Source organism: Streptomyces sp. NPDC014882 (genome assembly GCF_043081325.1).
In the GTDB taxonomy this organism is placed as follows: Bacteria; Actinomycetota; Actinomycetes; order Streptomycetales; family Streptomycetaceae; genus Streptomyces.
This window is the reverse complement of record NZ_JBIBWL010000007.1, coordinates 261485-281966: the sequence shown is the minus strand read 5'-3', so window position 1 is coordinate 281966 and position 20482 is coordinate 261485. Positions and strand designations below refer to the sequence as shown.

At 73.9% G+C, this 20482-nt stretch carries 17 protein-coding genes and 2 pseudogenes; 10 read left to right on the top strand and 9 right to left on the bottom strand.

What is annotated here, in order from left to right:
- The first annotated feature begins 247 nt into the window (after positions 1-247).
- Complete coding sequence (locus tag ACF09K_RS19085) at positions 248-1303, top strand: aldo/keto reductase (RefSeq protein WP_392244970.1); 1056 nt, start codon at positions 248-250, stop codon at positions 1301-1303.
- Positions 1300-1437: pseudogene (locus ACF09K_RS19080) on the top strand (amidohydrolase); the annotation flags it as partial. The gene ACF09K_RS19085 and the pseudogene ACF09K_RS19080, both read left to right, overlap by 4 nt.
- Positions 1438-1469: 32 nt before the next feature.
- On the opposite strand, the gene ACF09K_RS19075 reads toward ACF09K_RS19080, so the two are convergent.
- The gene (locus ACF09K_RS19075; RefSeq protein WP_392244968.1) at positions 1470-2891 is read right to left on the bottom strand and encodes a lipase maturation factor family protein; all 1422 of its coding nucleotides are present in this window, start codon (positions 2889-2891) and stop codon (positions 1470-1472) included.
- A 157-nt stretch (positions 2892-3048) separates the two neighbouring features.
- Here ACF09K_RS19075 and ACF09K_RS19070 point away from each other — a divergent pair, with 157 nt between their 5' ends.
- A complete protein-coding gene (locus ACF09K_RS19070; protein ID WP_392244966.1) occupies positions 3049-5136 on the top strand; it encodes a SpoIIE family protein phosphatase in 2088 nt (695 codons plus the stop codon).
- Between the two features lie 152 nt (positions 5137-5288).
- Here the strand turns inward: ACF09K_RS19070 and ACF09K_RS19065 are convergent, their stop codons facing one another.
- From ACF09K_RS19065 to ACF09K_RS19055, 3 genes are all read right to left on the bottom strand, one after another.
- Positions 5289-5948 (bottom strand): zf-HC2 domain-containing protein, encoded by a 660-nt coding sequence (locus tag ACF09K_RS19065; protein WP_392244964.1) that lies wholly within the window; start codon positions 5946-5948, stop codon positions 5289-5291.
- A 150-nt stretch (positions 5949-6098) separates the two neighbouring features.
- Positions 6099-6611: a hypothetical protein gene (locus tag ACF09K_RS19060; protein ID WP_392244962.1), complete on the bottom strand. Its 513-nt coding sequence runs from the start codon at positions 6609-6611 to the stop codon at positions 6099-6101.
- 148 nt (positions 6612-6759) lie between these two features.
- On the bottom strand, positions 6760-7308 hold the full coding sequence (locus ACF09K_RS19055) for a sigma-70 family RNA polymerase sigma factor (protein ID WP_392244960.1): 549 nt from the start codon (positions 7306-7308) through the stop codon (positions 6760-6762).
- A gap of 221 nt (positions 7309-7529) precedes the next feature.
- On the opposite strand from ACF09K_RS19055, the gene ACF09K_RS19050 reads away from it, so the two are divergent.
- A complete protein-coding gene (locus tag ACF09K_RS19050) occupies positions 7530-8660 on the top strand; it encodes a CapA family protein (protein WP_392244959.1) in 1131 nt (376 codons plus the stop codon).
- A gap of 87 nt (positions 8661-8747) precedes the next feature.
- Here the strand turns inward: ACF09K_RS19050 and ACF09K_RS19045 are convergent, their stop codons facing one another.
- Positions 8748-9209 carry a universal stress protein gene (locus ACF09K_RS19045; RefSeq protein WP_392244957.1) on the bottom strand — a complete coding sequence of 154 codons (462 nt, stop codon included), beginning with the start codon at positions 9207-9209 and terminating at the stop codon, positions 8748-8750.
- Positions 9210-9673: 464 nt separating this feature from the next.
- Here ACF09K_RS19045 and ACF09K_RS19040 point away from each other — a divergent pair, with 464 nt between their 5' ends.
- Positions 9674-10513, top strand: a complete 840-nt coding sequence (locus tag ACF09K_RS19040; RefSeq protein WP_392244955.1) for a polysaccharide deacetylase family protein — start codon at positions 9674-9676, stop codon at positions 10511-10513.
- Positions 10514-10983: 470 nt separating this feature from the next.
- On the opposite strand, the gene ACF09K_RS19035 is transcribed toward ACF09K_RS19040, so the two are convergent.
- A complete protein-coding gene (locus ACF09K_RS19035) occupies positions 10984-11655 on the bottom strand; it encodes a class F sortase (RefSeq protein WP_392244953.1) in 672 nt (223 codons plus the stop codon).
- Between the two features lie 807 nt (positions 11656-12462).
- Between ACF09K_RS19035 and ACF09K_RS19030 the strand changes: the two are divergent.
- Positions 12463-12861: pseudogene (locus ACF09K_RS19030) on the top strand (hypothetical protein); the annotation flags it as partial.
- A gap of 110 nt (positions 12862-12971) precedes the next feature.
- Here ACF09K_RS19030 and ACF09K_RS19025 read toward each other — a convergent pair.
- The 3 genes from ACF09K_RS19025 to ACF09K_RS19015 form a co-directional block, all read right to left on the bottom strand.
- Positions 12972-13508 carry a hypothetical protein gene (locus tag ACF09K_RS19025; RefSeq protein ID WP_392244951.1) on the bottom strand — a complete coding sequence of 179 codons (537 nt, stop codon included), beginning with the start codon at positions 13506-13508 and terminating at the stop codon, positions 12972-12974.
- Between the two features lie 300 nt (positions 13509-13808).
- Positions 13809-14573, bottom strand: coding sequence for a hypothetical protein (locus ACF09K_RS19020; RefSeq protein WP_392244950.1), 765 nt, complete (start codon positions 14571-14573; stop codon positions 13809-13811).
- Between the two features lie 21 nt (positions 14574-14594).
- Entirely contained in the window at positions 14595-14723 is a 129-nt protein-coding gene (locus ACF09K_RS19015; protein ID WP_392244948.1) for a hypothetical protein, read from the bottom strand.
- Positions 14724-15714: 991 nt separating this feature from the next.
- Between ACF09K_RS19015 and ACF09K_RS19010 the strand changes: the two genes are divergently transcribed.
- The 4 genes from ACF09K_RS19010 (at position 15715) to ACF09K_RS18995 (ending at position 20409) form a co-directional block, all read left to right on the top strand.
- Complete coding sequence (locus ACF09K_RS19010) at positions 15715-16692, top strand: SCO0930 family lipoprotein (RefSeq protein ID WP_392245105.1); 978 nt, start codon at positions 15715-15717, stop codon at positions 16690-16692.
- A 335-nt stretch (positions 16693-17027) separates the two neighbouring features.
- A complete protein-coding gene (locus ACF09K_RS19005; RefSeq protein WP_392244947.1) occupies positions 17028-17840 on the top strand; it encodes an SAM-dependent methyltransferase in 813 nt (270 codons plus the stop codon).
- Complete coding sequence (locus ACF09K_RS19000) at positions 17837-19972, top strand: putative bifunctional diguanylate cyclase/phosphodiesterase (protein WP_392244945.1); 2136 nt, start codon at positions 17837-17839, stop codon at positions 19970-19972. The genes ACF09K_RS19005 and ACF09K_RS19000 overlap by 4 nt, the downstream gene beginning before the upstream one ends.
- A 50-nt stretch (positions 19973-20022) precedes the next feature.
- Complete coding sequence (locus ACF09K_RS18995; protein ID WP_392244943.1) at positions 20023-20409, top strand: DUF4440 domain-containing protein; 387 nt, start codon at positions 20023-20025, stop codon at positions 20407-20409.
- Positions 20410-20482: the final 73 nt, after the last annotated feature.

The following is a 20482-nucleotide window of genomic DNA, read 5'->3' as shown; positions in this document are numbered from 1 at the left end:
CTGCTCGACCCCGCCCACGCGGGCGGCCGCCGCCCGTGCCGCCTCCCCGCCGCCATGTGTCCGGAGGCGATCGCGCGGTACACCTATCCCGGCGGCGCCTTCTGGGCCGCCGACCTCACCGGACGAAAGGAGCGGACGGCGTGCACGACTTCGAGAAACTGACCGCCCTGGTGACCGGCGGCGCCTCCGGCACCGCCCTCGCCGTCGACGGCGGCATGCAGGGCCTGCGACCGCGTCCGGCGGGCGCGTGAACACCCTCGGCCGCAGCGGCGTACGGGTCACCGGGCTCGGCCTGGGCGCCGCCCCCCTCGCGGGCCTGTACACCGAGGTCGACGAAGAACAGGCCCACGCCACCGTGGCCGCCGCCTGGCGGCGCGGCGTGCGCTACTTCGACACCGCGCCCCACTACGGCCTCGGCCTCTCCGAACGCCGCCTGGGCGCCGCCCTGCGCGGGCACCCGCGCGCCGACTACACGGTGTCCACGAAGGTCGGCCGCCGGCTGGAGCCCTCGGCGGCGGGCGGCGACGACCTCACCCACGGCTTCGCCGTCCCCGCCACCCACCGCAGGGTCTGGGACTTCACCGCCGACGGCGTCCGCCGCACCCTGGAGGCGAGCCTGGACCGCCTCGGCCTCGACCGCGTCGACGTCGTCTACCTCCACGACCCCGACGACCACGCCGAGACGGCCTTCCGCGAGGGCTACCCCGCACTGGAAGGCCTGCGCGCCGAGGGCGTCGTCGGCGCGATCGGCGCCGGCATGAACCAGACCGCCCTGCTCACCCGCTTCGTCCGCGACACCGACGTCGACGTGGTGCTGTGCGCCGGCCGCTACACCCTCCTCGACCAGAGCGCGCTCACCGACCTGCTGCCGGCCGCCCGGGAGCGCGGCACGTCCGTCGTGATCGGCGGCGCCTTCAACTCCGGCCTGCTGGCCGACCCCGGGCGGGCCGCCACCTACGACTACGCGCCGGCGCCCGGGGAGCTGGTCGCCCGCGCCCGGCGCCTCCAGGCGGTCGCCGAGCGCCACGGCAGCACCCTGCGGGCCGCCGCCCTCGCCTTCTGCGCCGCGCACCCGGCCGTCGCGAGCGTCCTCGTCGGCGCCCGCTCGGCGGCCGAGGCCGACGACTGCGCCGACCTGTTCGGCGCCACGGTCCCCCCGGAGTTCTGGCGGGAACTGCGCGACACCGGCCTCCTGCCGCCCGACGCCCCGGTCCCCGACACGCGAGGCCCCGGCATCCCGGTCCCCGGCACCCCGGTCCCCGACGAGAAGGAACCGCGCGGACCGAAGCGGGAGCTGCCGTGACCGTCGACGCCCACCACCACGTGTGGGACCTGTCCGTGCGCGACCAGGACCGGCTCGGCGGCCCCGGACTCCGGCCGCTGCGGCGCGACTTCACCCTCGCCGACCTCGCGCCCGAGACCACCGCCACCCGCGTCCACGGCCTCCGAGCCGGCCCCGCCACCCGTCCCTACGGTCTCCGGGCCGGCCCCGCCAGCCGTGTCGGCGGCAGGTACTCCCGCACGTACGTCCGTTTCCAGCACGCCCCCGTCTCCCGCAGTTCCCGCGGGCTCGTGTACCGGTAGCGGAAGAGGCGGGCGCGGACGTGCCGCGGGGGCCGGTCGGGCGGGAAGGGCGAGCGGCGCAGCAGGCGGAGCGTGGCCCGGTCGCCCTCCAGCAGCCGTTCCACCAGCGTGCCGAACCAGGGTCCGGCATAGGCCGGGGAGAGGGCGGCGAACCACATCATCCAGTCCAGCCGCAGGTGGTAGGGGGCGAACTGGTGCGGCCAGCGCCGTGGATCGCCGGGCTTGCCGCGGAACTCGTACTCCCGCCAGTCGGAGTCCTCCCGCGGCACCTCGTCGAGGGTGCCCTCGATCACGACCTCGTGGCGCACCCGGCTCACGCTGCCGAACGCGCCGTAGGTGTTGACCAGGTGCAGCGGGTCGAAGGAACGGTTCATGACCTGCCCGCGCGAGAGCATGTTGAGCACCGGCCGGTGGCTGAGGAACAGCAGGAAGGCGGCCACGGCCAGGACCACCACCACGTACCAGAGCGGGGCGTCCGGCACCGTCGGCGGGTCGGAGGGGAGGCCGAGCGCGGGGACGGCCAGCACGATCGTGAGCCAGTTCAGCCAGGCGAAGTTGCCCGAGAGCACCAGCCACAGCTGGGTGAGGATCATCAGGGACGCGGCGGCCGTCGCGACCGGCCGCGGGGTGAACAGCAGGAACGGCACGAACAGCTGGGTGACGTGGTTGGCCGCCACCTCCACCCGGTGCAGCGGCTTCGGCAGGTGGTGGAAGAACCAGCTCAGCGGGCCGGGCATCGGCTGGGTCTCGTGGTGGTGGTCCAGACAGGTGAGCCTCCGCCAGCAGGGATCGCCCCGCATCTTGATCAGCCCCGCCCCGAACTCGACGCGGAACAGCAGCCAGCGCAGCAGGAACAGCACCACGAACGGCGGCGCCACCTCGTCGTTGCCGAGGAACACGGCGAGGAACCCGGTCTCCAGCAGCAGCGACTCCCAGCCGAAGCCGTACCAGGTCTGGCCGACGTTGACGATCGACACGTACAGGGCCCACGGCACCAGCCACAGCAGCATCGCCGCCCACAGCGGCAGCAGCGAGTCCGCGCCGGCGACCAGCGCCGCCGACACCGCGCAGCCCGTCCAGGCGCACCCGGCGAAGAAGCGGTCCGAGCAGCGCAGGTGGAACAGGCTCGGCGCCCGCCGGAACGGCACCCGCTCGACGAACCGGGAGACCGGCAGCATCCCGCGCTCGCCGAGCAGCGCCCGGAACTGGAGCGCCGCCGTGCCGAAGGCGACCAGGTACACGCAGGCCAGAGCCCGCTGGAAGACCGTCCGGCTCAGCCAGTAGTCGGGTGCGGTGAACCACTCCACGGACGCCCGCTCCTCTCCGGTCCCTCCCGGCCCTCCCCGGCCCCCTGTCCTGACATCCCCCGTGTTCCACGCCGGGCCGCATCACGCACGTGTTCCGCCCTCCGTTCCCGTTCCCCTCCCGGTCGAAGAATCGGGCGAATCCTGGCAAGGTGGGCCCATGGCCGATCGGGGAGCGAGCGCGCTGTCCCTCCCGGAGGACTGGCCCGCCCACCCGGAGCCGATCCTGGCACTCAACCGCATGGGCGGCTTCGACTGGGACCTGGACACCGGTCTGTTCGCCATGGACGCCCGCGCCCACGAGATCTTCGACCTGACCCCCGACGAGTACGACGGCCGCCCCGAGAGCCTCTCCCCGCGCGTCCCCCCGGCCGAGGCCCTGCGCCTGGACGCCCTGGTGGCCCGGGCCATCAAGGACGGCAGCGAGAACTACGGCGCCTACTTCCGCGTCCGCCGCCGCGACGGCCGCCTGTGCTGGACCCACACCCAGGGCTACATCCGGCGCGACGACACGGGCCGGCCCCGCCGGATCATCGGCATCGTCCGGGACGCGACCGACGAACTGCGCGACCTCGCCGCCCACGGTGAGGGGACCGCCCTCGACGACGCGCGTCGCGAGCAGACCAACGTCGTCGAGCTCACCACCGCCGCCCTGGCGCACGCCCGCACGGTGAAGGACGTCATCGACGTCCTCAAGGACACCCAGGGCCTCATCCACCTCGGTGCGACCAGCCTGGTCATGGGCCTGGTCGAGGCCGGCCGGATCCGGCTGATCGCCGAGGGCCCCGAGGGCAGCTTCGTGCCCGGCACCCTCGTCACCCGGATCGACGAGCCGTACCCGATGAGCGAGGTGGTGCGCACCCTCACCCCCCGGTTCATCGAGTCGCCCGACGAGTTCGCGGCCGGCTACCCCGTGCTGTGGCCGCACATCACCGGCCTGGAGATCACCTCGGCCGCCTACCTGCCGCTCATCGTCCAGGCCCGCCCGATCGGCGCGATGGGCCTGCTCTACAGCGACCGGCGCGGCTTCACCCCCGAGGAACGCAACATCCTCGTCGCCCTCGGCAGCAGCATCGCCCAGTCCCTGCAACGGGCCATGTTCTACGAGCAGGAGAAGGACATCGCCCAGGGCCTCCAGCAGGCCATGCTGCCGCGCACCATCCCCAGCGTGCCCGGCGCCGACGTCGCCGTCCGCTACCGCGCCGCCACCATCGGCGGCTCCCACGGCCGCGACATCGGCGGCGACTGGTACGACCTGATCCCGCTGCCCGGCGGCCGGGTCGGCGCCGTCATCGGCGACGTCCAGGGCCACGACACGCACGCCGCCGCCGTCATGGGCCAGCTGCGCATCGTCCTGCGGGCGTACGCCTCCGAAGGGCACCCCCCGGCCACCGTGATGGCCCGTGCCTCCGTCTTCCTCCACGAACTCGACACCGACCGCTTCGCCACCTGCCTCTACACCGAGGCCGACCTGTCCACCGGCGTCGTCCAGATGGTCCGGGCCGGCCACATCGACCCGCTGGTGCGCGGGACCGACGGCACCTGCCGGCGCCTCTCCGTCCCCGGCGGACTGCCGCTCGGCCTGTCCGCCGAGTTCGACAGCCTCGACTATCCCGTCGCCACCCTCGAACTCGATCCCGGCCACACCCTGCTGCTGTGCACCGACGGACTCGTCGAACAGCCCGGCGTCGACCTCGACGACGGCATGCTGGCCCTCGCCGAACTGGTCGCCACCGGCCCCGGCGACGTACGGCGACTCGCCGACCGGCTCATCGACGTCGCCGAGGAACGCGACGGTGACGACGACGCGGCCCTCCTCCTGCTCCGCCGCCGCCGCACGGACGCCCCCCGGGCCGGCAGCCGGCTCCAGCAGCACGTGGCGCCCGGCGACCCCGAGGCCCTCACCCACGCCCGGCACATGATCCGCGCCGCCGTCCGCTCCTGGGGCGCCCGGCAGCGCTCCGACGACGTCGAGCTGGTCGCCGACGAACTGATCACCAACGCCCTCATGCACACCGAGGGCGCCGCCATCGTCACCCTGCGCCTCCTCACCGGCGGCGGCCGCCTGCTGCGCGTCGAGGTGGAGGACTCCTCCAGCGCCCTGCCGCGCCGCCGCGAAGCCGGGGACACGGGCGTCTCCGGCCGCGGTCTGCTCCTGGTCGACCTGCTCTCCGACGCGTGGGGAGTGGAGGCCCGCGGCGGCGGCAAGTGCGTGTGGTGCGAGTTCGGGATGCCGGAGGAGAGCTGAGGCTCGCGCCCGGCGGCGGCGCTCCGGTCCGGCGCGGAGGCCGGGGCTGCGGGGGCGGAGGCCGCGGCGGCGGTCGCGCTCGCGGTCGGGACCCGCGGCGGCCGCTCCGGCGGCTCGGGCGCGGGGCGGCACATCGGTCCCGGCCCGCCTTGCTAGCGGGGCTCGAGGACGACGAGGGTCTCGCCGGTCGTCGTGCGTACCTCGTAGCGCGCGATGCCGTCGGCCCGCAGGGTCGCGCCGCCCTTCACGGTGTTGGGGCGGGCGTCGTGGTCGGGGACCATCCAGCTGGTGGCGATCTCCTCCGAGCCGTCGTGGCCGATGACGACCAGGTGGCAGGCGCGCGGGCCCGCGGCGTCCTTCACCTCGAGTTCGACCTGGCTGCCCCAGAGTTCGTCCTCGGACGTCACCTGCGCCCACACGCCCGACTTCTGGTCCGTCGCCGCGACGACCCGCGCCGGTTCCGCACCGTCGCCGGCGGCGGCCGTCATGGCGAGCACCGGCCCCGCGACGGCGGCCACGACCGCCGCGGCCACGGCGTACAGCAGCCGGCGTCCGGTGGTCCGGCGCCGGGCGGCGACCTCGTGGAGGAGCCGGTCGAGGAACTGCGGGCCGGGGCCGGCGAAGGGGTGCACGGCGCGCGGCGTCGCCCTGCGGTACAGCATCAGCTGCCGGGTGGTGGCGCCGAACTCGGTGACCTCCGCCGTGCAGCGAGGACACTCCATGAGGTGGTCCTCGAAACGGAAGGCCTCCGCCTCGTCCAGCACGCCCAGCGCGTACGCGCCGACGTCGCGATGCCTCTCCAGGGACCTCATGCCGAAACCTCGCGCCGTTGAGTGCCAGTGGGGTTACTCCTTGCTCCCACCGGTACGGACCAGGCGGCGGAATCACTCAAGACACGTACCGAATCGTGACCCAGACGTTCGGAGCGGTCCGGCCCGCGGATTGGTCCGGATGCGGAAAAGCTAGAAAAGGTGGATCGCGAGGTGCCCGAGGGGCAGACCGAGCTGCCAGGCGGGTGTCCAGACCTTGGGTCCCTCGTCCTCGCCGGCCGGTGTGCCGCCGGGCACCGCGTCGAGGTCTGGGGCGAGCAGTTCGGTCTCCTCCAGCCAGCGCCAGGCCGCCGACGCCAGCTCCAGATCGGGGTCGGGGCCCTCCGACTCGGCGGCCCGCGCCGTCAGTTGCGACATACGTCCGGCGACCCAGTCCTGCCAGGGCTGGTCGTACGCGGTGAGCGAGAGCCACGTCTCCAGCTGGGTGACCACCCGGATCCCGGGCAGTTCGCCGTCGGTGTCGGACAGGAAGACGGTCAGCGCCAGGGCGTCACGCCCGGCGCGGAACTCGAAGGACGTCGGCGGCATGAGATCGCCGGTCCGCAGCAGTTCGTCGGCGATGTACTCGGCGTACAACCAGGCCATGGGGACGGTGAGTTCCCCGCCGCCGGTGCCGTCCGTGCTCTGATGACCTCTGTGCGGCATCCCTTCCCGCCTCCTCCGGTGCGTGCGCTCCGTGCGGCGCCGGAGAACCGGCGACCGGGCTCCCTCCGGAACACGGATAAGGACACCCGATTACTCAACCGGGGTCCACGGCAAGGCACTTTGCGGAGACTTGACCCGGCCGCGGGTTTCAGTCCAGGTCGGGCGCGTAACCGGGAAGCACCCGGCGCAGGGCGCGCAGCGCGTAGTACGCGCGGGACTTCACGGTGCCGGGCGGGATGCCGAGGGCTTCGGCGGCCTCCGCCACACTCGCCCCCCGGAAGTACACCAGCACCAGGACCTCGCGGTGTTCCGGCGTGAGCGTCTTCACGGCCTCGCGGACGTCGAGCGCCGCGGCGGCCCGGTCGGCGTGGTCGCCGCAGACCGGCGCGTTCTCCAGCACCGCGTCCCCGACCTCGGCCGGCCGCGCCTGCCGGGCCCGCCGCGCGTCGATCGCGAGCCGCCGGCCGACGGTGAGCAGCCAGGGCCGTACGGAGTCGAAGGCGTCGGCGCGCAGGGCCTCGGGATGCTGCCAGGCGCGCACCAGGGTCTCCTGGACGAGGTCCTCGGCGCGCTGGCGGTCGCCGTCGCACAGCCTCAGCAGCAGCGCGAAGAGCGGCCGGCCGTGCTCACGCTGGAGCGCGGCGAGTTCGTGTTCGGCGGTCGTCGTCCTGGCGGTGAGGATGGTTCCGGCGGTCATGCGCGTATGGCACCCCAGGGCGCCGGTTCGGGACAGAGCGCGCACAGGGGTCTGCGGCGGACGGTCGATCGCGTCGACGAACGGTTCGACGAACGGTCCGGGCTACGCCGATCGCGCGCATCCGGCCCGGCGGCGGGAGCGCCGGGGCCGTACGGGTCCGCACATGGATTAGTAGTGATACGTGCGTAAATACGACGATCCATGTGCAACGGAGTGATCCAGTGATCGCACGCAGACACCAGGTGGCCCTGGCCCTCACGGCCCTCCTCGCGGCGGCCGCGGCCTGCCAGGCCCACGACCGCGAATCCGCCTCCGGTCACCCGGCCCCCTCGCCGAGCCGCGGCTTCACCCTCGTGGCCACCGGCGACATCGTCCCGCACGCCTCGGTCGTCGACCGGGCCCGCTTCGACGCCGGCGGCACGGGATACGACTTCGGCCCGATGTTCGCCGGGATCCAACCCGTCGTCACCGGCGCCGACCTGGCGCTCTGCCACCTGGAGGCCGTCCGCGTCGCCGCCGACCCGGCCGCCGCCTCCCTGCCCCGGCTCGCCGCGGCCCTCGCCGCCACCGGCTACGACGGCTGCTCCACCGCCTCCGACCACGCCCTCGACGACGGCCCCGACGGCGTACGCCGCACCCTGGACGCCCTCGACGCCACCGGCGTGCGGCACGCGGGCACCGCCCGCTCCGAGGCCGAGGCCGCCGCCGTCCCGCTCCTGAGCGCGGGCCCCGCGAAGGTCGCCCACCTCGCCTACACCTACGACACCGACGGCCGGCCGCTCCCCGACGGACAGCCCTGGGCGCTCTCCCTGATCGACGAGAACAAGATCGTCGCCGATGCCCGCGGCGCCCGCCGGGCCGGCGCCGACGTGGTCGTCGTCTCCCTGCACTGGGGCACGGAGTGGCAGGACGCCCCGGACGACCGGCAGCTCACCCTCGCCAGGACCCTCACCGCCTCCCGCACCGGCACACGCCCCGACATCGACCTGATCCTCGGCAGCCACGCCCACGTCCCGCAGGCGTACGAGAAGGTCAACGGCACCTGGGTCGTCTACGGCCTCGGCGACCAGGTGGCCGGCGAGACGCCGAACCGCGCCGGCGTCGTCGACCCGCGCGCCAACCAGTCCAGCGTCGCCCGCTTCACCTTCTCCCCGCCCGCCCGGCCCGGCGCCCGCTGGGAGGTGACGCGGGCCGCCTTCGTCCCCGGGCTGTTCGACCTCGACGCCGGCCGCGTCGTCGACCTCGACAAGGCCCTCGCCCAGGGCGCCGACGTGGGGGGCGTCCGCGACCGCGTCCGCGACCTCGTGCTCAGCCGGGGAGCGGCACAGGACGGGCTGGTGACGGGGGAGTAGAGGGACGGGCGGGGGCGCGGCGGCCACGGGGTGTTTCGAAAGCGGCGTCGTCCGCCCGAAGGGCAGGCGGGACTTTCGCGACACCCCCTACGGCACCACCGTCACCGGCCAGCGCCCCGCCTTCACCAGCCGCACCGCCACCGACCCCACGATCCGGTGACCGGCCTGCTCGGAGGCGCCGACCACCACCGCGTCGGCCTTCAGCCGGTCCGCGGCCTTCACCAGCCCGTTGTACGGGTCGCCGTGGAAGGTGTGGAACTCCCAGCGCACGTCGAATATCCCCCGGGTCCGTTCGGTGGCCTCCCGGATCTGCGCCACGATGTCCTGGGCGATCTCGTCGGTGGCCTCCGCGACCGGCGCCCCGAGCGCGGCGCCCGCCGCCATCACCGGCTGCACGTACACCACGGCGAGCAGGGCGTTCTGGCGCCGGGCCAGCCCGGCGGCGTAGGCCGCGGCGCGCATCGAGGGATCAGAGCCGTCCACGCCGACGAGGACGACCTTCGGGCCGTCCGTGCCCCGTTCGAACGGGGAGGGGTGCTGTTCCGTCACGACGAGAGGCTATCGGAACCCGCAGGTCCCACCGCCGCGCGGGCCCGGCCCCTCCCGCGGCCGCGACCGCGGGCGCCCTGACAGGGACGACCCCGGCCGGTCCGGCACGGCCGCCCGCGAGCGGCTCTCCCGGCCGGGGAGACGGTCTCGGGAGCCGGGAGCCGGGAGCCCTCGGCCTTCATGAGGTCCATGACGTGTGCCCCGGCCCGCCCGTAGTGGCCCCGCCGCCGGGCCGCCCCGCAACCGATCGTGCCCGTCACCGTTCGCGCCTGCCGCAGGTCGTGCCCGCCGCCGGTCGCGCACCGACGCCACCGCCCCTGGCCGGCCGGGGCGCGGACTCGCGTCGCCGCTGGTCCGGCCGGTGGCGACGGGGTGGCCGGCGTGCTGCGCCGAGCGGGTGGATTCATGCCGCCGGGCCGGTGCCGTCGTGGTGCGCCGGGGTCCGGCCGGGCGAGTGATGAGACATGCAGAAGGATCAGTTGTTCACGCGGCGCGGGGCGTTGCTCGCCGGTGCCGCCACCGTCGGCGCGGTCGGCACGGCCTCTCTGTTCGCGTGGGGGACGGGCGCGGGGGCACCGGCCCGCACCGGTGCCCCGGCGGCCGGTGCCCCCGCCTACCGCCTCCCGACGGGACCCTCCGCCTACCGCCTCCAGCCGTGGACCGGCTACGGCCCTCCGCGCACCACGATCCGCACCCCCGTGCGGCGCGAGCCGCTGCTGCGGATCACCGGCCGCGGCCGCACCATGGTGCTCACCTTCGACGACGGCCCCGACCCCCGCTACACCCCGGGCATCCTCGACACCCTGGCCGAGTACGACGTGCGCGCGATGTTCTTCGTGTGCGGGGAGATGGCCGCCGACCACCCCCACCTGCTGACCCGGATGGCCGACGAGGGACACACCGTCGGCAACCACACCTGGTCCCACCCCCTGCTCACGAAGATGACGCGCCGCCAGATCCACTCCGAGATGAGCCGCACCAGCGAGGTCATCGAGAACACCTACGGAGAGCGGCCCCACTGGTTCCGCGCCCCCTACGGCGCCTGGAACCGCGCCGCCTTCCAACTGGGCTCCGAACTCGGCATGGAGCCCCTGGCCTGGACGGTGGACACCCTGGACTGGACCACCCCGGGCACCGGCATCATCGTCGACCGGGTCGAGGACGGCGCCGCCCCCGGCGTCGTCGTCCTCTCGCACGACGCGGGCGGCGACCGCTCGCAGAGCGTGCACGCCCTGCGCCGCTACCTGCCCCAGCTCCTCGACTCCGGCTATCACGTCACGGTGCCGCGGCGGCAGCGCGTCTGAGGACCTGCCCGGAAACCGACCTGCGGGTGTTGCGACGTGGCTTCCCAGGCCGGAGCGTTGCCCGCCCGCACGGTGTTCTCCCGCGAGCCCCGAGAGCCGTCCCGCGATCGTCGCTTCGTGCCGGCCGGGCCGGGCCGGGCCGGGCCGGGCCGGGCCGGGGCTGGGGTCGGGGCCGGTGTCGGGGGCTTCGCCGGTGAAGCCGCTTCCGCCGTCACCGCCGTCACCGCCGTCACCGACCGGGCCTCCCGGGAACTGCCCGACGTTCCGCTCGTCGCGTGCGTCCGCCCGGCGAGCGGGGGCTCCCGGCGGGTGGCGATGCGCGCGGGACTCCACCGGGCCCGGCGCTTCGGCGCCTCGACGCCGAGAAGTACGACGGCTTCGGCCCGATCCCGCACGGCGGCACCCGTGCCCGGCGCTCGCCCGGCCCGCTGACGTCCCGCTGGGCGGGCACCCCGTCCCCGGTGGTCCGTTCAGCTGACCCCTACCAGGCGGGCGAAGGCGACCACGTTGCCGTCGTAGCCGTTCGCCTTGGAGAAACCGCCACCGCAGGTGATCACCCGGAGCTCGGGGGCGCCCTTGGAGGCGTAGACGCGGTCGCCGGGGAAGTTGTTCTTCTCGAAGACCTCGACGCCGTAGATCTCGAACACCGCGGTCTTCCCGTCCCGGCGGGACACCTCGACGTGGTTCCCCTTCTTCAGGGCACCCAGGCCGTAGAACACGGCCGGCCCCTGCAGGTTGTCGACATGGCCGACGACGACCGCGGTCCCCTTCTCACCGGGGGAGACGGCACCGGTGAACCAGCCGGCCAGATTCGGGTCCTCCGGGGGCGGCGCGCCGACCCAGCCGTCCGTGTCCAGGCCGACCTGCATGACCGGGGCGTCGACCCGGATGGCGGGGATCCGGACCCGGTCGGGCTCCGCGAACGGCAGGGCTTGGACGGTCTTCCCGAAGGTGTCCTCGGCCGCACGGGTGTCGGCGGCCGCCGCGGAGGCGGGCTGCGGCGGGCCCGCGTCGAACTCCCCCGAACCGTTCCGGATGAGCGCGAGCCCGGTCAGCAGGACAAGCGCTATGACGCCCCAAGGAGCGCGCTTCTTCGGTCGCTCCTCCTCTTCCGCCATTCCGGACAGCTCGTACCCAGACATTCGCCATCCCCTTTCGACGCGGCCGTCGCCACGTCCTTTCGCGCATACGAGAACGCTAAGTCCCGCAACGGCAACCGGCGACGGGGCGGCGGCGAACGGGTGGCCCGTGCGTCCTGCGGTCCGCCATCCGAGTTGCCGCGCACAGGAAATTTCTGACGGTCCATGACCTGCGGCGATATCCGATTGCGTGCATTTCCCTCGGCGTGTCCTCTCACCAGGACGGACCATTCCCGAAATGCGGGCCCGTGCGCGGCATCTGAGGGTCGATCCGGGAGGCGTTCTCTCGCCGACAGACCGGGGACGGGCCCCGGGGCGCCTTCCGCGGAGGATCACATGCGAAACTCACGCGCCCTGGCGGCCGCGGCCACAGCGGTCGCCGTCCTCGGGCTCGCCGCCCCCGTGGCCGTCGCGGACGGTATGCCGCCCAACCCGGGCAGCCAGAACGACAACTCCTGGGTCGACGCCGGAAACAACAACGGCGGAGGCTACTCGGGAGACGGCAACTGGTTCGGCAACGACGGGAACAACGGCAACAACGGCAACAACGGCAATGGGGGAAACGACGGCGGTAACGAGGGGAACGGCGGAGGCAATGGTGGAAACGGGGGGAACAACGGCGGAGGCGGTGGGGGCAACGGGGGTAACAACGGCGGTGGTGGCGGGGGCAACGGGGGACACGGGGGGAACAACGGAGGTAACGGAGGCAACGGTGGAAACGGGGGGAACGGGGGGAACGGGGGGAACAACGAGGGTGGCGGTGGGGGCAACGGGGGACACGGGGGACACGGCGGCAACGGGGGAATCTTCCCGAGCAACATCGTCGCCCACCCCCGCGTCGTCCCCCGCGGCGGTCAGCTGACCGTCACCGTCGACGGTTGCCGGGGCGGCGGCACCATGAGTTCGGACGCCTTCCGGACGACCCACCTCCGGCCCCTCAACGGCGCCCACCACACGGCGCGGGGCACCGCGACGGTCAACGGCAACGCGCGCCCCGGCTCGCACAGCATCACCGTCAACTGCAACGGCCGTACCCTCACCAACCCCACCGCCTTCACCGTCATGGGCGGCGTCCGCGGCGGTCTCGGCGGCAGCAGCTCCAGCGGCGCCACCCCGACCGACATGGCCATCGGCGGCGGGCTGGTGGCCGCGGCGGCCGTCGGCGGCGGCGTGTTCTGGATGCGCCGACGCGCGGAACGCCGCGCCTGACCCCCCCGCGGCCCCTCCGGCGCACGGCCACCGCACGTCACGGGCCTTCGCCCCTTCCCTTCCGGGAACCGGGGCGGGGGCCCGACGCCCGGATGCCCGCCCGAGTGCCGTCAGGCGCCGCCGTCCTCGCCCGTCCGCCGGCGCGAGAAGCGGTACGCGGCACCGACCGACCCCGCGACGAGCGCCGCGCCGAGCCCGACCTCCCGCAGGTCGAACCCGGCGACGGTCCCGCCCGCACCGGCCCGCACGGCGCGCGGGACCGCGTCGGGCACCGGAGTGGGGGTGGCCGGACGGGCGTCGGCGACGGTCAGTCCGGTGGAAGCGCTGACGCCGTCGCACATGAACGTCACCCGGTGCACCGCGCCCGCCTTGACGTCGGCATCGACCGTCGTGGTGGCCGAGGAGCGGTGCGCGGCGATGCGCACCGAGGCGAAGATCCCCGAGGCGATGGTGACGTCGCCTTTGCAGCCGCCGTCGCCCCGGTCGATCCGGAGGGTGACCCGGCCGCCCGCCACGATCGTCGACGGCAGCACGCTGAAGCCGAACGGGGCGGTGCCGTCGCCGTCGGCGGCGACGGCGGACGGCGCGGGGAGGGCCAGGGTGCCGAGGCACAGCAGTGCGGCCGAGGCGGCGCGTATCGCGTGCATGGTGTTTCCTCCGGTCTCCGAGGAGCAGCCGCGGTTCTTCTCCGCGCGTCTCGTCGCATGCGCCTCGATGACCGAAACGCTAGGAACGAGGGTCCGCTCCCGCGATCCCTGTCACGCGAACGGGTCAAACGAATGGGCCGTACGGAGGACACGCGTCCCGCGACCGGGGGACGGAACCGGCGTGTCGTCCACCGTCGCCCCGGTCGGTGCGGTCGGTGCGGTCGGTGCGGTCGGGGCCCCTCGTCCGGACCGGACCGGACGGGACCGGAGGGGACCGGCCCGGGCTCGTGGCCGGCGCACCTAGCCCTTGGCGTCGGGGAAGAGACGGAGGAAGGGCTCGGCCGACGCCGCGATGCCCCGGCTGTAGGGCGCGTCGAAGTCCCAGATGAGGAACAGCAGGAAGGCGATCAGCGCGGAGAACAGCCCCGCCAGGACGAGTTCCCGGGTGGTGCGGCGGATCTGGAGCGCGAAGACCATGCCGACGGTGACGACGGCGCCGGTGATCAGCCCGAACCAGACCACGCCGGGCATGGTCGTCCCGGTCGAGCCGGCCCGGTTGTCGCGGGCCTGGTCGGCGGCGGCCAGCTGGTCGAGGAGCGGCTGGTAGGCCTGGGCCTCGAAGTCCGAGGCGGGCCGGTGGTCGGTGAGGTCGACGCGGAGCCGTTCGAGGAGTTCGTCCCCCCGCTCGGTCACCTCTCCCTTGTCGGCCATGACCTTCCACTCGGTGGTGACGACGTGGCCGACGTAGGCGTCGACGTCCCCGCGGATGCGGTCCCGGACGTCGGGCGGGTACACCCGGACCCGTTCCGAGATCTCGTGCAGCGACTGCGCCTCCGCCTGGACGTGGTCCTGGGCGACGCTGCGGGCCTCCCAGACGCCGGCGATCGCCAGGCCCAGGACGATGGCGTACACCACGCCGATCCACATCGTCATGTACTCGATGACGTCCGGGGTCTCGGACGGGTCCTCGTCGTCGGACACCGTGCGGTGCCGGACGAAGGTGACGGCGATCACCACCACGCACGCGGCGAGCATCGCGAGGATGAGAACAAGCCATTCCGGCAAGAGATGCCTCCTGGAGGGGCGTCAGCGGGGCCGCAGCGCGGCGACGGCGATGACCGCGGGCGCGGTGATGAGCAGGACGTAGGTGACCGGCGACTGGTGGTGCCGGACCGGTGCCCGGCGTGGTGGTGTGCGGTGGACCGGGTACGTCATGGGCGGCGACGCGGACGGCCGCGGGGCGGGCGCGGGCGGCGGTGGGGGCGTGGGCGTGGGCTCCGGACGGGGCTTCGGCGCGGAGGGCGGCGGCGGGAGGGGGGCCGCGGGCTTCGGGGGTGCGGGCCGCGGAGGCTCGGGCCGGGCCCGGGGCGGTGGGGCCGGCGGCGTGGGTTCCGGTGCCGGCTCGGGGGGCGGTTCCGGTGCGGGCCCCGGTGGCGGTGTCGGTTGGGGAGGGGGCGGTGTCGGTCCCGGCGGTGGCGGGGGCTCGGGTTCCGGTGGTGTCGGTGTCGGGCACCCCGGCGGGGCCGGCCACCCCGGCGGGGCCGGCCACCCGAGGTTCCCCGCGACCGCCACCGCCTCGATGCCGTCCGGGCCCGTCGAGGCGTACGCGCAGGCGTCGGCCACGGCCGTCCCGGCCGGTGCGGCCATGAGGATCCAGGCCACGGCCACCAGGGCCGACGCCCTGGTCAGCAGGGCGGATCGGGTCGGTTCGGATCCATGCACGACGAGATCATGGGGCTTCACGCGCGGGTACACGCCGGCGTGCGGGGCGATTGCCCCGAACGGGGGAATCCCGTCGCGTCGGGCGTGCCCCGGGTGCGCTCGCACGTCCGGCCGCGCGCACGCACATGCGAGTGGATCGCGGGCGGTGGCGCGTGGACGAACGGTGCGCGGGCGAACGGTGCCCGCCTCCGCGTGCGGGCCCGCCGCGCTTGCTCGTTCACGGTCGCACCCGCGGTCGCACCCGCGGTCGCACCCGCGGTCGCACCCGCAGGTGGACCGACCGGGGCCGCGCCGCCGCGGACGGACCGCGTGCGCCCGTGCCGAGGGGACGGCCCGGGACGGCCGGCGGCACGGGCGGCGGCACGGGCGGCGAAAAGAATTTCGTGCCGTCTTTGAACACGAGGCCCCCCGCCGTGCGTACCCATGGCCGTGCGGCGGCGCAGCAGGGCGCGGCAACACGTTCGGGATGATCGGGGAGTTGAAGATGAAGACCTCCTGGCGGAGCGCCTCACTCGTGGCGAGCGCTGTGGCTGTTCTGGCGCTGACGACGGCGTGCGGTCAGGAAAGCGGTAGCGCGGCGTCCAGCCAGAACGTGGGCGTCACGGCCCCGGCGGGCACCGTCGCGGGCGTGGGCACCGGCTACGGAAGCGTCGGCGCGGGCACCAGCCCCAGTGCGAGTGCCCCGGCCGCCGCGGGCGGCGCGCAGGCGGAGACGGCGGGCCAGCTCGCCGTCTCCGCCAACGCCGAGCTGGGCAAGGTGCTGATCGACGCCGCCGGCATGACGCTGTACCGCTTCGACGCGGACACCGCGGAACCGCCCCGGTCCAGCTGCGACGGCGACTGCGCGACGACCTGGCCGCCCGTGCCGGCCGACGACGCCACCGCCGGCGACGGCGTCGACAAGTCGCTGCTCGGCGAGGTCACCCGCTCCGACGGCAGCAAGCAGCTGACCGTCGACGGCTGGCCGGTGTACCGCTACGCCAAGGACACCAACGCCGGTGACACCAACGGCCAGGGCGTCAACGGCAAGTGGTTCGCGCTGGCCCCCGACGGCAAGAAGGCCAAGTCGGCCTCCGGCTCCGGCTCCGCCGCCGCGCCCGGTCTGTCCGTGCGCAAGGACCCCAACCTCGGCGACATCGTCGTCGACAAGAACGGCATGACGGTCTACCGCTTCGTCAAGGACAAGGCGTGGCCGAAGCCGGTGACCGCGTGCCTGGGCGCCTGCCTCGAGAAGTGGCCGGCCGTCGCCCCGGTCGCCACCGACGACACCGAGGGCGTGCAGAAGAAGGGCCTGATGAGCTTCACCCGGCCCGACGGCGTCAAGCAGATGACGGTCAACTGCTCGCCGATCTACACCTTCTCCGGCGACAAGTCCCCCGGGGACATCAACGGCCAGGGCGTCGGCGGCACCTGGTACGCCGTGGCCCCCGACGGCAAGCTGGTCGGCGCGCCGAAGCAGTAGGGATCACCCGCCGCAGGGGCGATCCCGCTCCGGCGACGACCCGTACGACCCCGGTCCGCCCCCTCCGTGCCGCACGGAGGGGGCGGACCCCTGTGCTGCGGGCGGCACTTCCCCCCACCCGCCGTGTGCGGGTGACATCGCCGTGTTCGAACGGCTCGGGAACACTCCGGAGCACACCGGGCACTTTTCGTGAGCACATCCGGGTATGTCATTTCGGCACGTGCCGCAGGCAGTGACCGGGAACGGACGGTCAATTTCCGTTTCGGCTCGCCCTGTTGGCGGGCGATCAGTAGCCTCTGCTCGAACACCGGATCGCCTACGCCTTGGAGAGATAGATGGATCGTCCCGCCTGGGCCCCACGGAGCATCGACATCTCCGTGCCCAGTGTCTCGCGGATCTACGACTACTACCTGGGCGGTTCGCACAACTTCGAGGTCGACCGGGAAGCGGCCCGCAGGGCCATGGAGTTCATGCCGGGACTCCCCAAGATCATGCAGGCGAACCGGGCCTTCATGCGCCGCGCGGTGCGCTACGCGGCCGACTCGGGCATCACGCAGTTCCTGGACGTCGGTTCCGGCATCCCCACCTTCGGCAACGTCCACGAGGTGGCCCAGGCGGCCCGTCCCGGCGCCCGCGTCGTCTACGTCGACCACGACCCGGTCGCCGTCGCGCACAGCCAGGCGGTGCTGGGGGAGAACCCGGACGCCGGCGTCGTCGCCGCCGACCTGCTCAAGCCGCGGGAGATCCTCACCAGCCCCCAGGTGGAGCAACTGATCGACCTGGAGCGGCCCGTGGCGCTGCTGCTGGTTGCCATACTGCACTTCGTGGAAGACACCGACGACCCGTACGCCGCGGTCGCCGAGCTGAGCGCCGCGCTCGCGCCCGGCAGCCTGCTCGTCCTCACGCACGCCTCGTACGAGGGGATCCCCCTGCCGCAGGGGCGGGCCGAGGGCGCGGTGGACGTGTACAAGGACATTCGCAACCCGCTGGTCATGCGCTCGCGTGACGAGATCGCGCGGTTCTTCGAGGGGTACGACATGGTGGAGCCGGGACTGGTGCCGATGCCGCACTGGCGGCCGGAGACGGCGCCGGAGGACGAGGACCCGTACGCCTTCTCCGGTTTCGCGGGCGTGGGGCGCACTTCGTGACCGCCGAGCCGGACGGGCCGGAGGACAGACTGCGGCGGTTCGCGACGATCTGGAGCCGGGCGGTCTTCCCGGTCACCTCCACGTCGCTGACCCGGCCGGAGTTCGAGGAGCGACTGCTGCCGCTGGCCCGGCGGCTGAGCGAGGCGCTGCGCGCCAGGAACTTCGACGCGGAGGCGGCCAGGACGGTCGGGGCCGACCTCGTCGACGCCCACTGCACCGACCCCGAGGCCCTCGCCCACAGCCTGGACTGCATCGACGCCTACCTGGTGCTCTACTGCGGCGCGGACGGTCCCCAGGAGGACCTGCGCACCCGCTGTTCCCGGCTCCAGCACGCCATGGCCGCCGGCTTCGCGCAGGCGCTGCGTGAGCGCACGCTGGCCGAACAGGAGGCCATCGCGCAGGCCGCGCTGCGGGCCCAGGGGGTGGTCGCGCAGGCGCTGCACGCCAGCGAGGCCCGCTTCCGCGCGGTCTTCGAGGGCGCCGCGATAGGGATCGGCATCGCCGACCTGGAGGGCAACATCCTCGAGGTCAACGGCGCCCTGGTGCGCATGTTCGGCGGTGGCGAGCAGGCGGTGCGCGGACGCAACGTCAGCGAGTGGACGCACGCCGACGACGCCCCCCAGGTCTGGCGGCTCTACGAGGAACTGGTGCGCGGCGAACGCGAGCACTACCACGTCGAGAAGGCCTTCTACCGCCCCGACGGAACGGTCCTGTGGACCAACCTGACGGTCTCGCTGCTGCGCGACGCCGACGGGCGGCCGCAGTACCAGCTGGCGCTGATGGAGGACACCACCGAGCGCCGGCTGCTCAACCTGCGGCTGCGCTACGAGGCCACCCACGACGCGCTCACCGGGCTGCCCAACCGCACCCTGTTCTTCGAACGCCTGGAGAAGGTCCTGGCCGCCGGGGAGGGCCAGCGCTTCGGCCTGTGCTACCTGGACCTGGACGGCTTCAAGACCATCAACGACAGCCTCGGGCACGCGGCCGGCGACCGGCTGCTCGTCGAGGTCGCCGACCGGCTCCAGGCCTGCGCCACCGCGCCCGGCGAGATGGTCGCCCGGCTCGGCGGCGACGAGTTCGTGGCGCTGACCACCGGCCCCGACACCCACCGCGAGGTCGACGACCTCGCCACGCGCATCATGAACGCCCTGGTCGCGCCCGTGCGCATCGAGGGCCGGGAGCTGACCGTGCGCGGCAGCATCGGCATCGTGGAGGGCCCGGCGGGGGAGCGCGGCCCGGCGGAGGTGCTGCGCAGCGCCGACATCACCATGTACCGCGCCAAGTCGGCCGGCGGCAACCGCTTCGAGCTGGCCGACCCCGAGGCCGACGCCCGCGCGATCACCCGGCACGGTCTGACGACGGCCCTGCCGGCGGCGCTGGAACGGGGCGAGTTCTTCATCGAGTACCAGCCGCTCGTCCACCTCGGCGACGGCAGCGTGCGCGGCGCGGAGGCCCTGGTGCGCTGGCTGCACCCGCAGCACGGGGTGCTCGGCCCCGACCGGTTCATCCCGCTCGCCGAGCACACCGGGCTGATCGTGCCGCTCGGCCGCTGGGTCCTGGAGCAGTCGGTGCGCCAGGCCCGCGACTGGTGGCGGCACAGCGGCGACCCCGGCCCGCTGCGCGTCAACGTCAACCTCTCGCCGTGCCAGCTCACCCACCCCGGGCTGGTGCAGGACACCGTCGACATCCTGGAACGCGCGGGCGTGACGCCGGAGGCGCTCTGCCTGGAGGTCACCGAGTCGGCCCTGATCGGCGCGGACGACGACCTCCTCAAGCCGCTGCGCCGGCTCGCCGAGATGGGCGTCGACATCGCGCTGGACGACTTCGGGACCGGTTACTCCAACCTGGCCAACCTGCGCAGGCTGCCGGTGAGCGTCCTCAAACTGGACCGCTCCTTTACCCAGAGCATGCAGCAGTTCCCCGCCGACCCCGTCGACCTCAAGATCGTCGAGGGGATCGTCTCGCTCGCCCACAGCCTGGACCTCACGGTCACGGTCGAGGGCGTGGAGACCGGCGCCCAGGCCGAGCAGCTGCGCGTACTGGGCTGCGACACGGCCCAGGGCTGGTACTACGCCCGTCCCGGCCCGCCGGACCGCCTCCACGAGCTGGCCCTGGTGGACGCCACGGGCTGATGGCGCGATCCGGTCGCGGGAGGGGCCGGGTCACCCGCGATCATGTGCGGGTGACCCAGGAACCGGACGACGTCGCCGCGGCCATCGCCGGCGAACTGAGCCTCATGGACCCCGCCGTCCGCTCCTCCCGCACCGAGGCCGCACGCCTGCTCGACCCCGAGTTCACCGAGGTGGGCGCCTCCGGCCGCCGCTACACGTACGCCGAGACGGTGGTCGGGCTCCCCGACCACCCCGGCAGCTCCCCGGCCGGCCCCCGTGACGAACCGGCGGAGATCACCGGCACCCTCCTGGCCCCCGGCCTGGTCCACCTCACCTACGAGACCCGCTTCGCCGGCCGACGGGCCCGCCGCAGCTCCCTGTGGCGCAAGAAGGACGAGCACACGGGCTGGCGCATGTACTACCACCAGGCCACCCCCGTACCCCACGACATCCCCTGACGACAGCCCACCCGGGGCCCCGGGGAACCACACACACCACCGCGAACCGCCCCCGGAGGCCCACCCCAGGGGC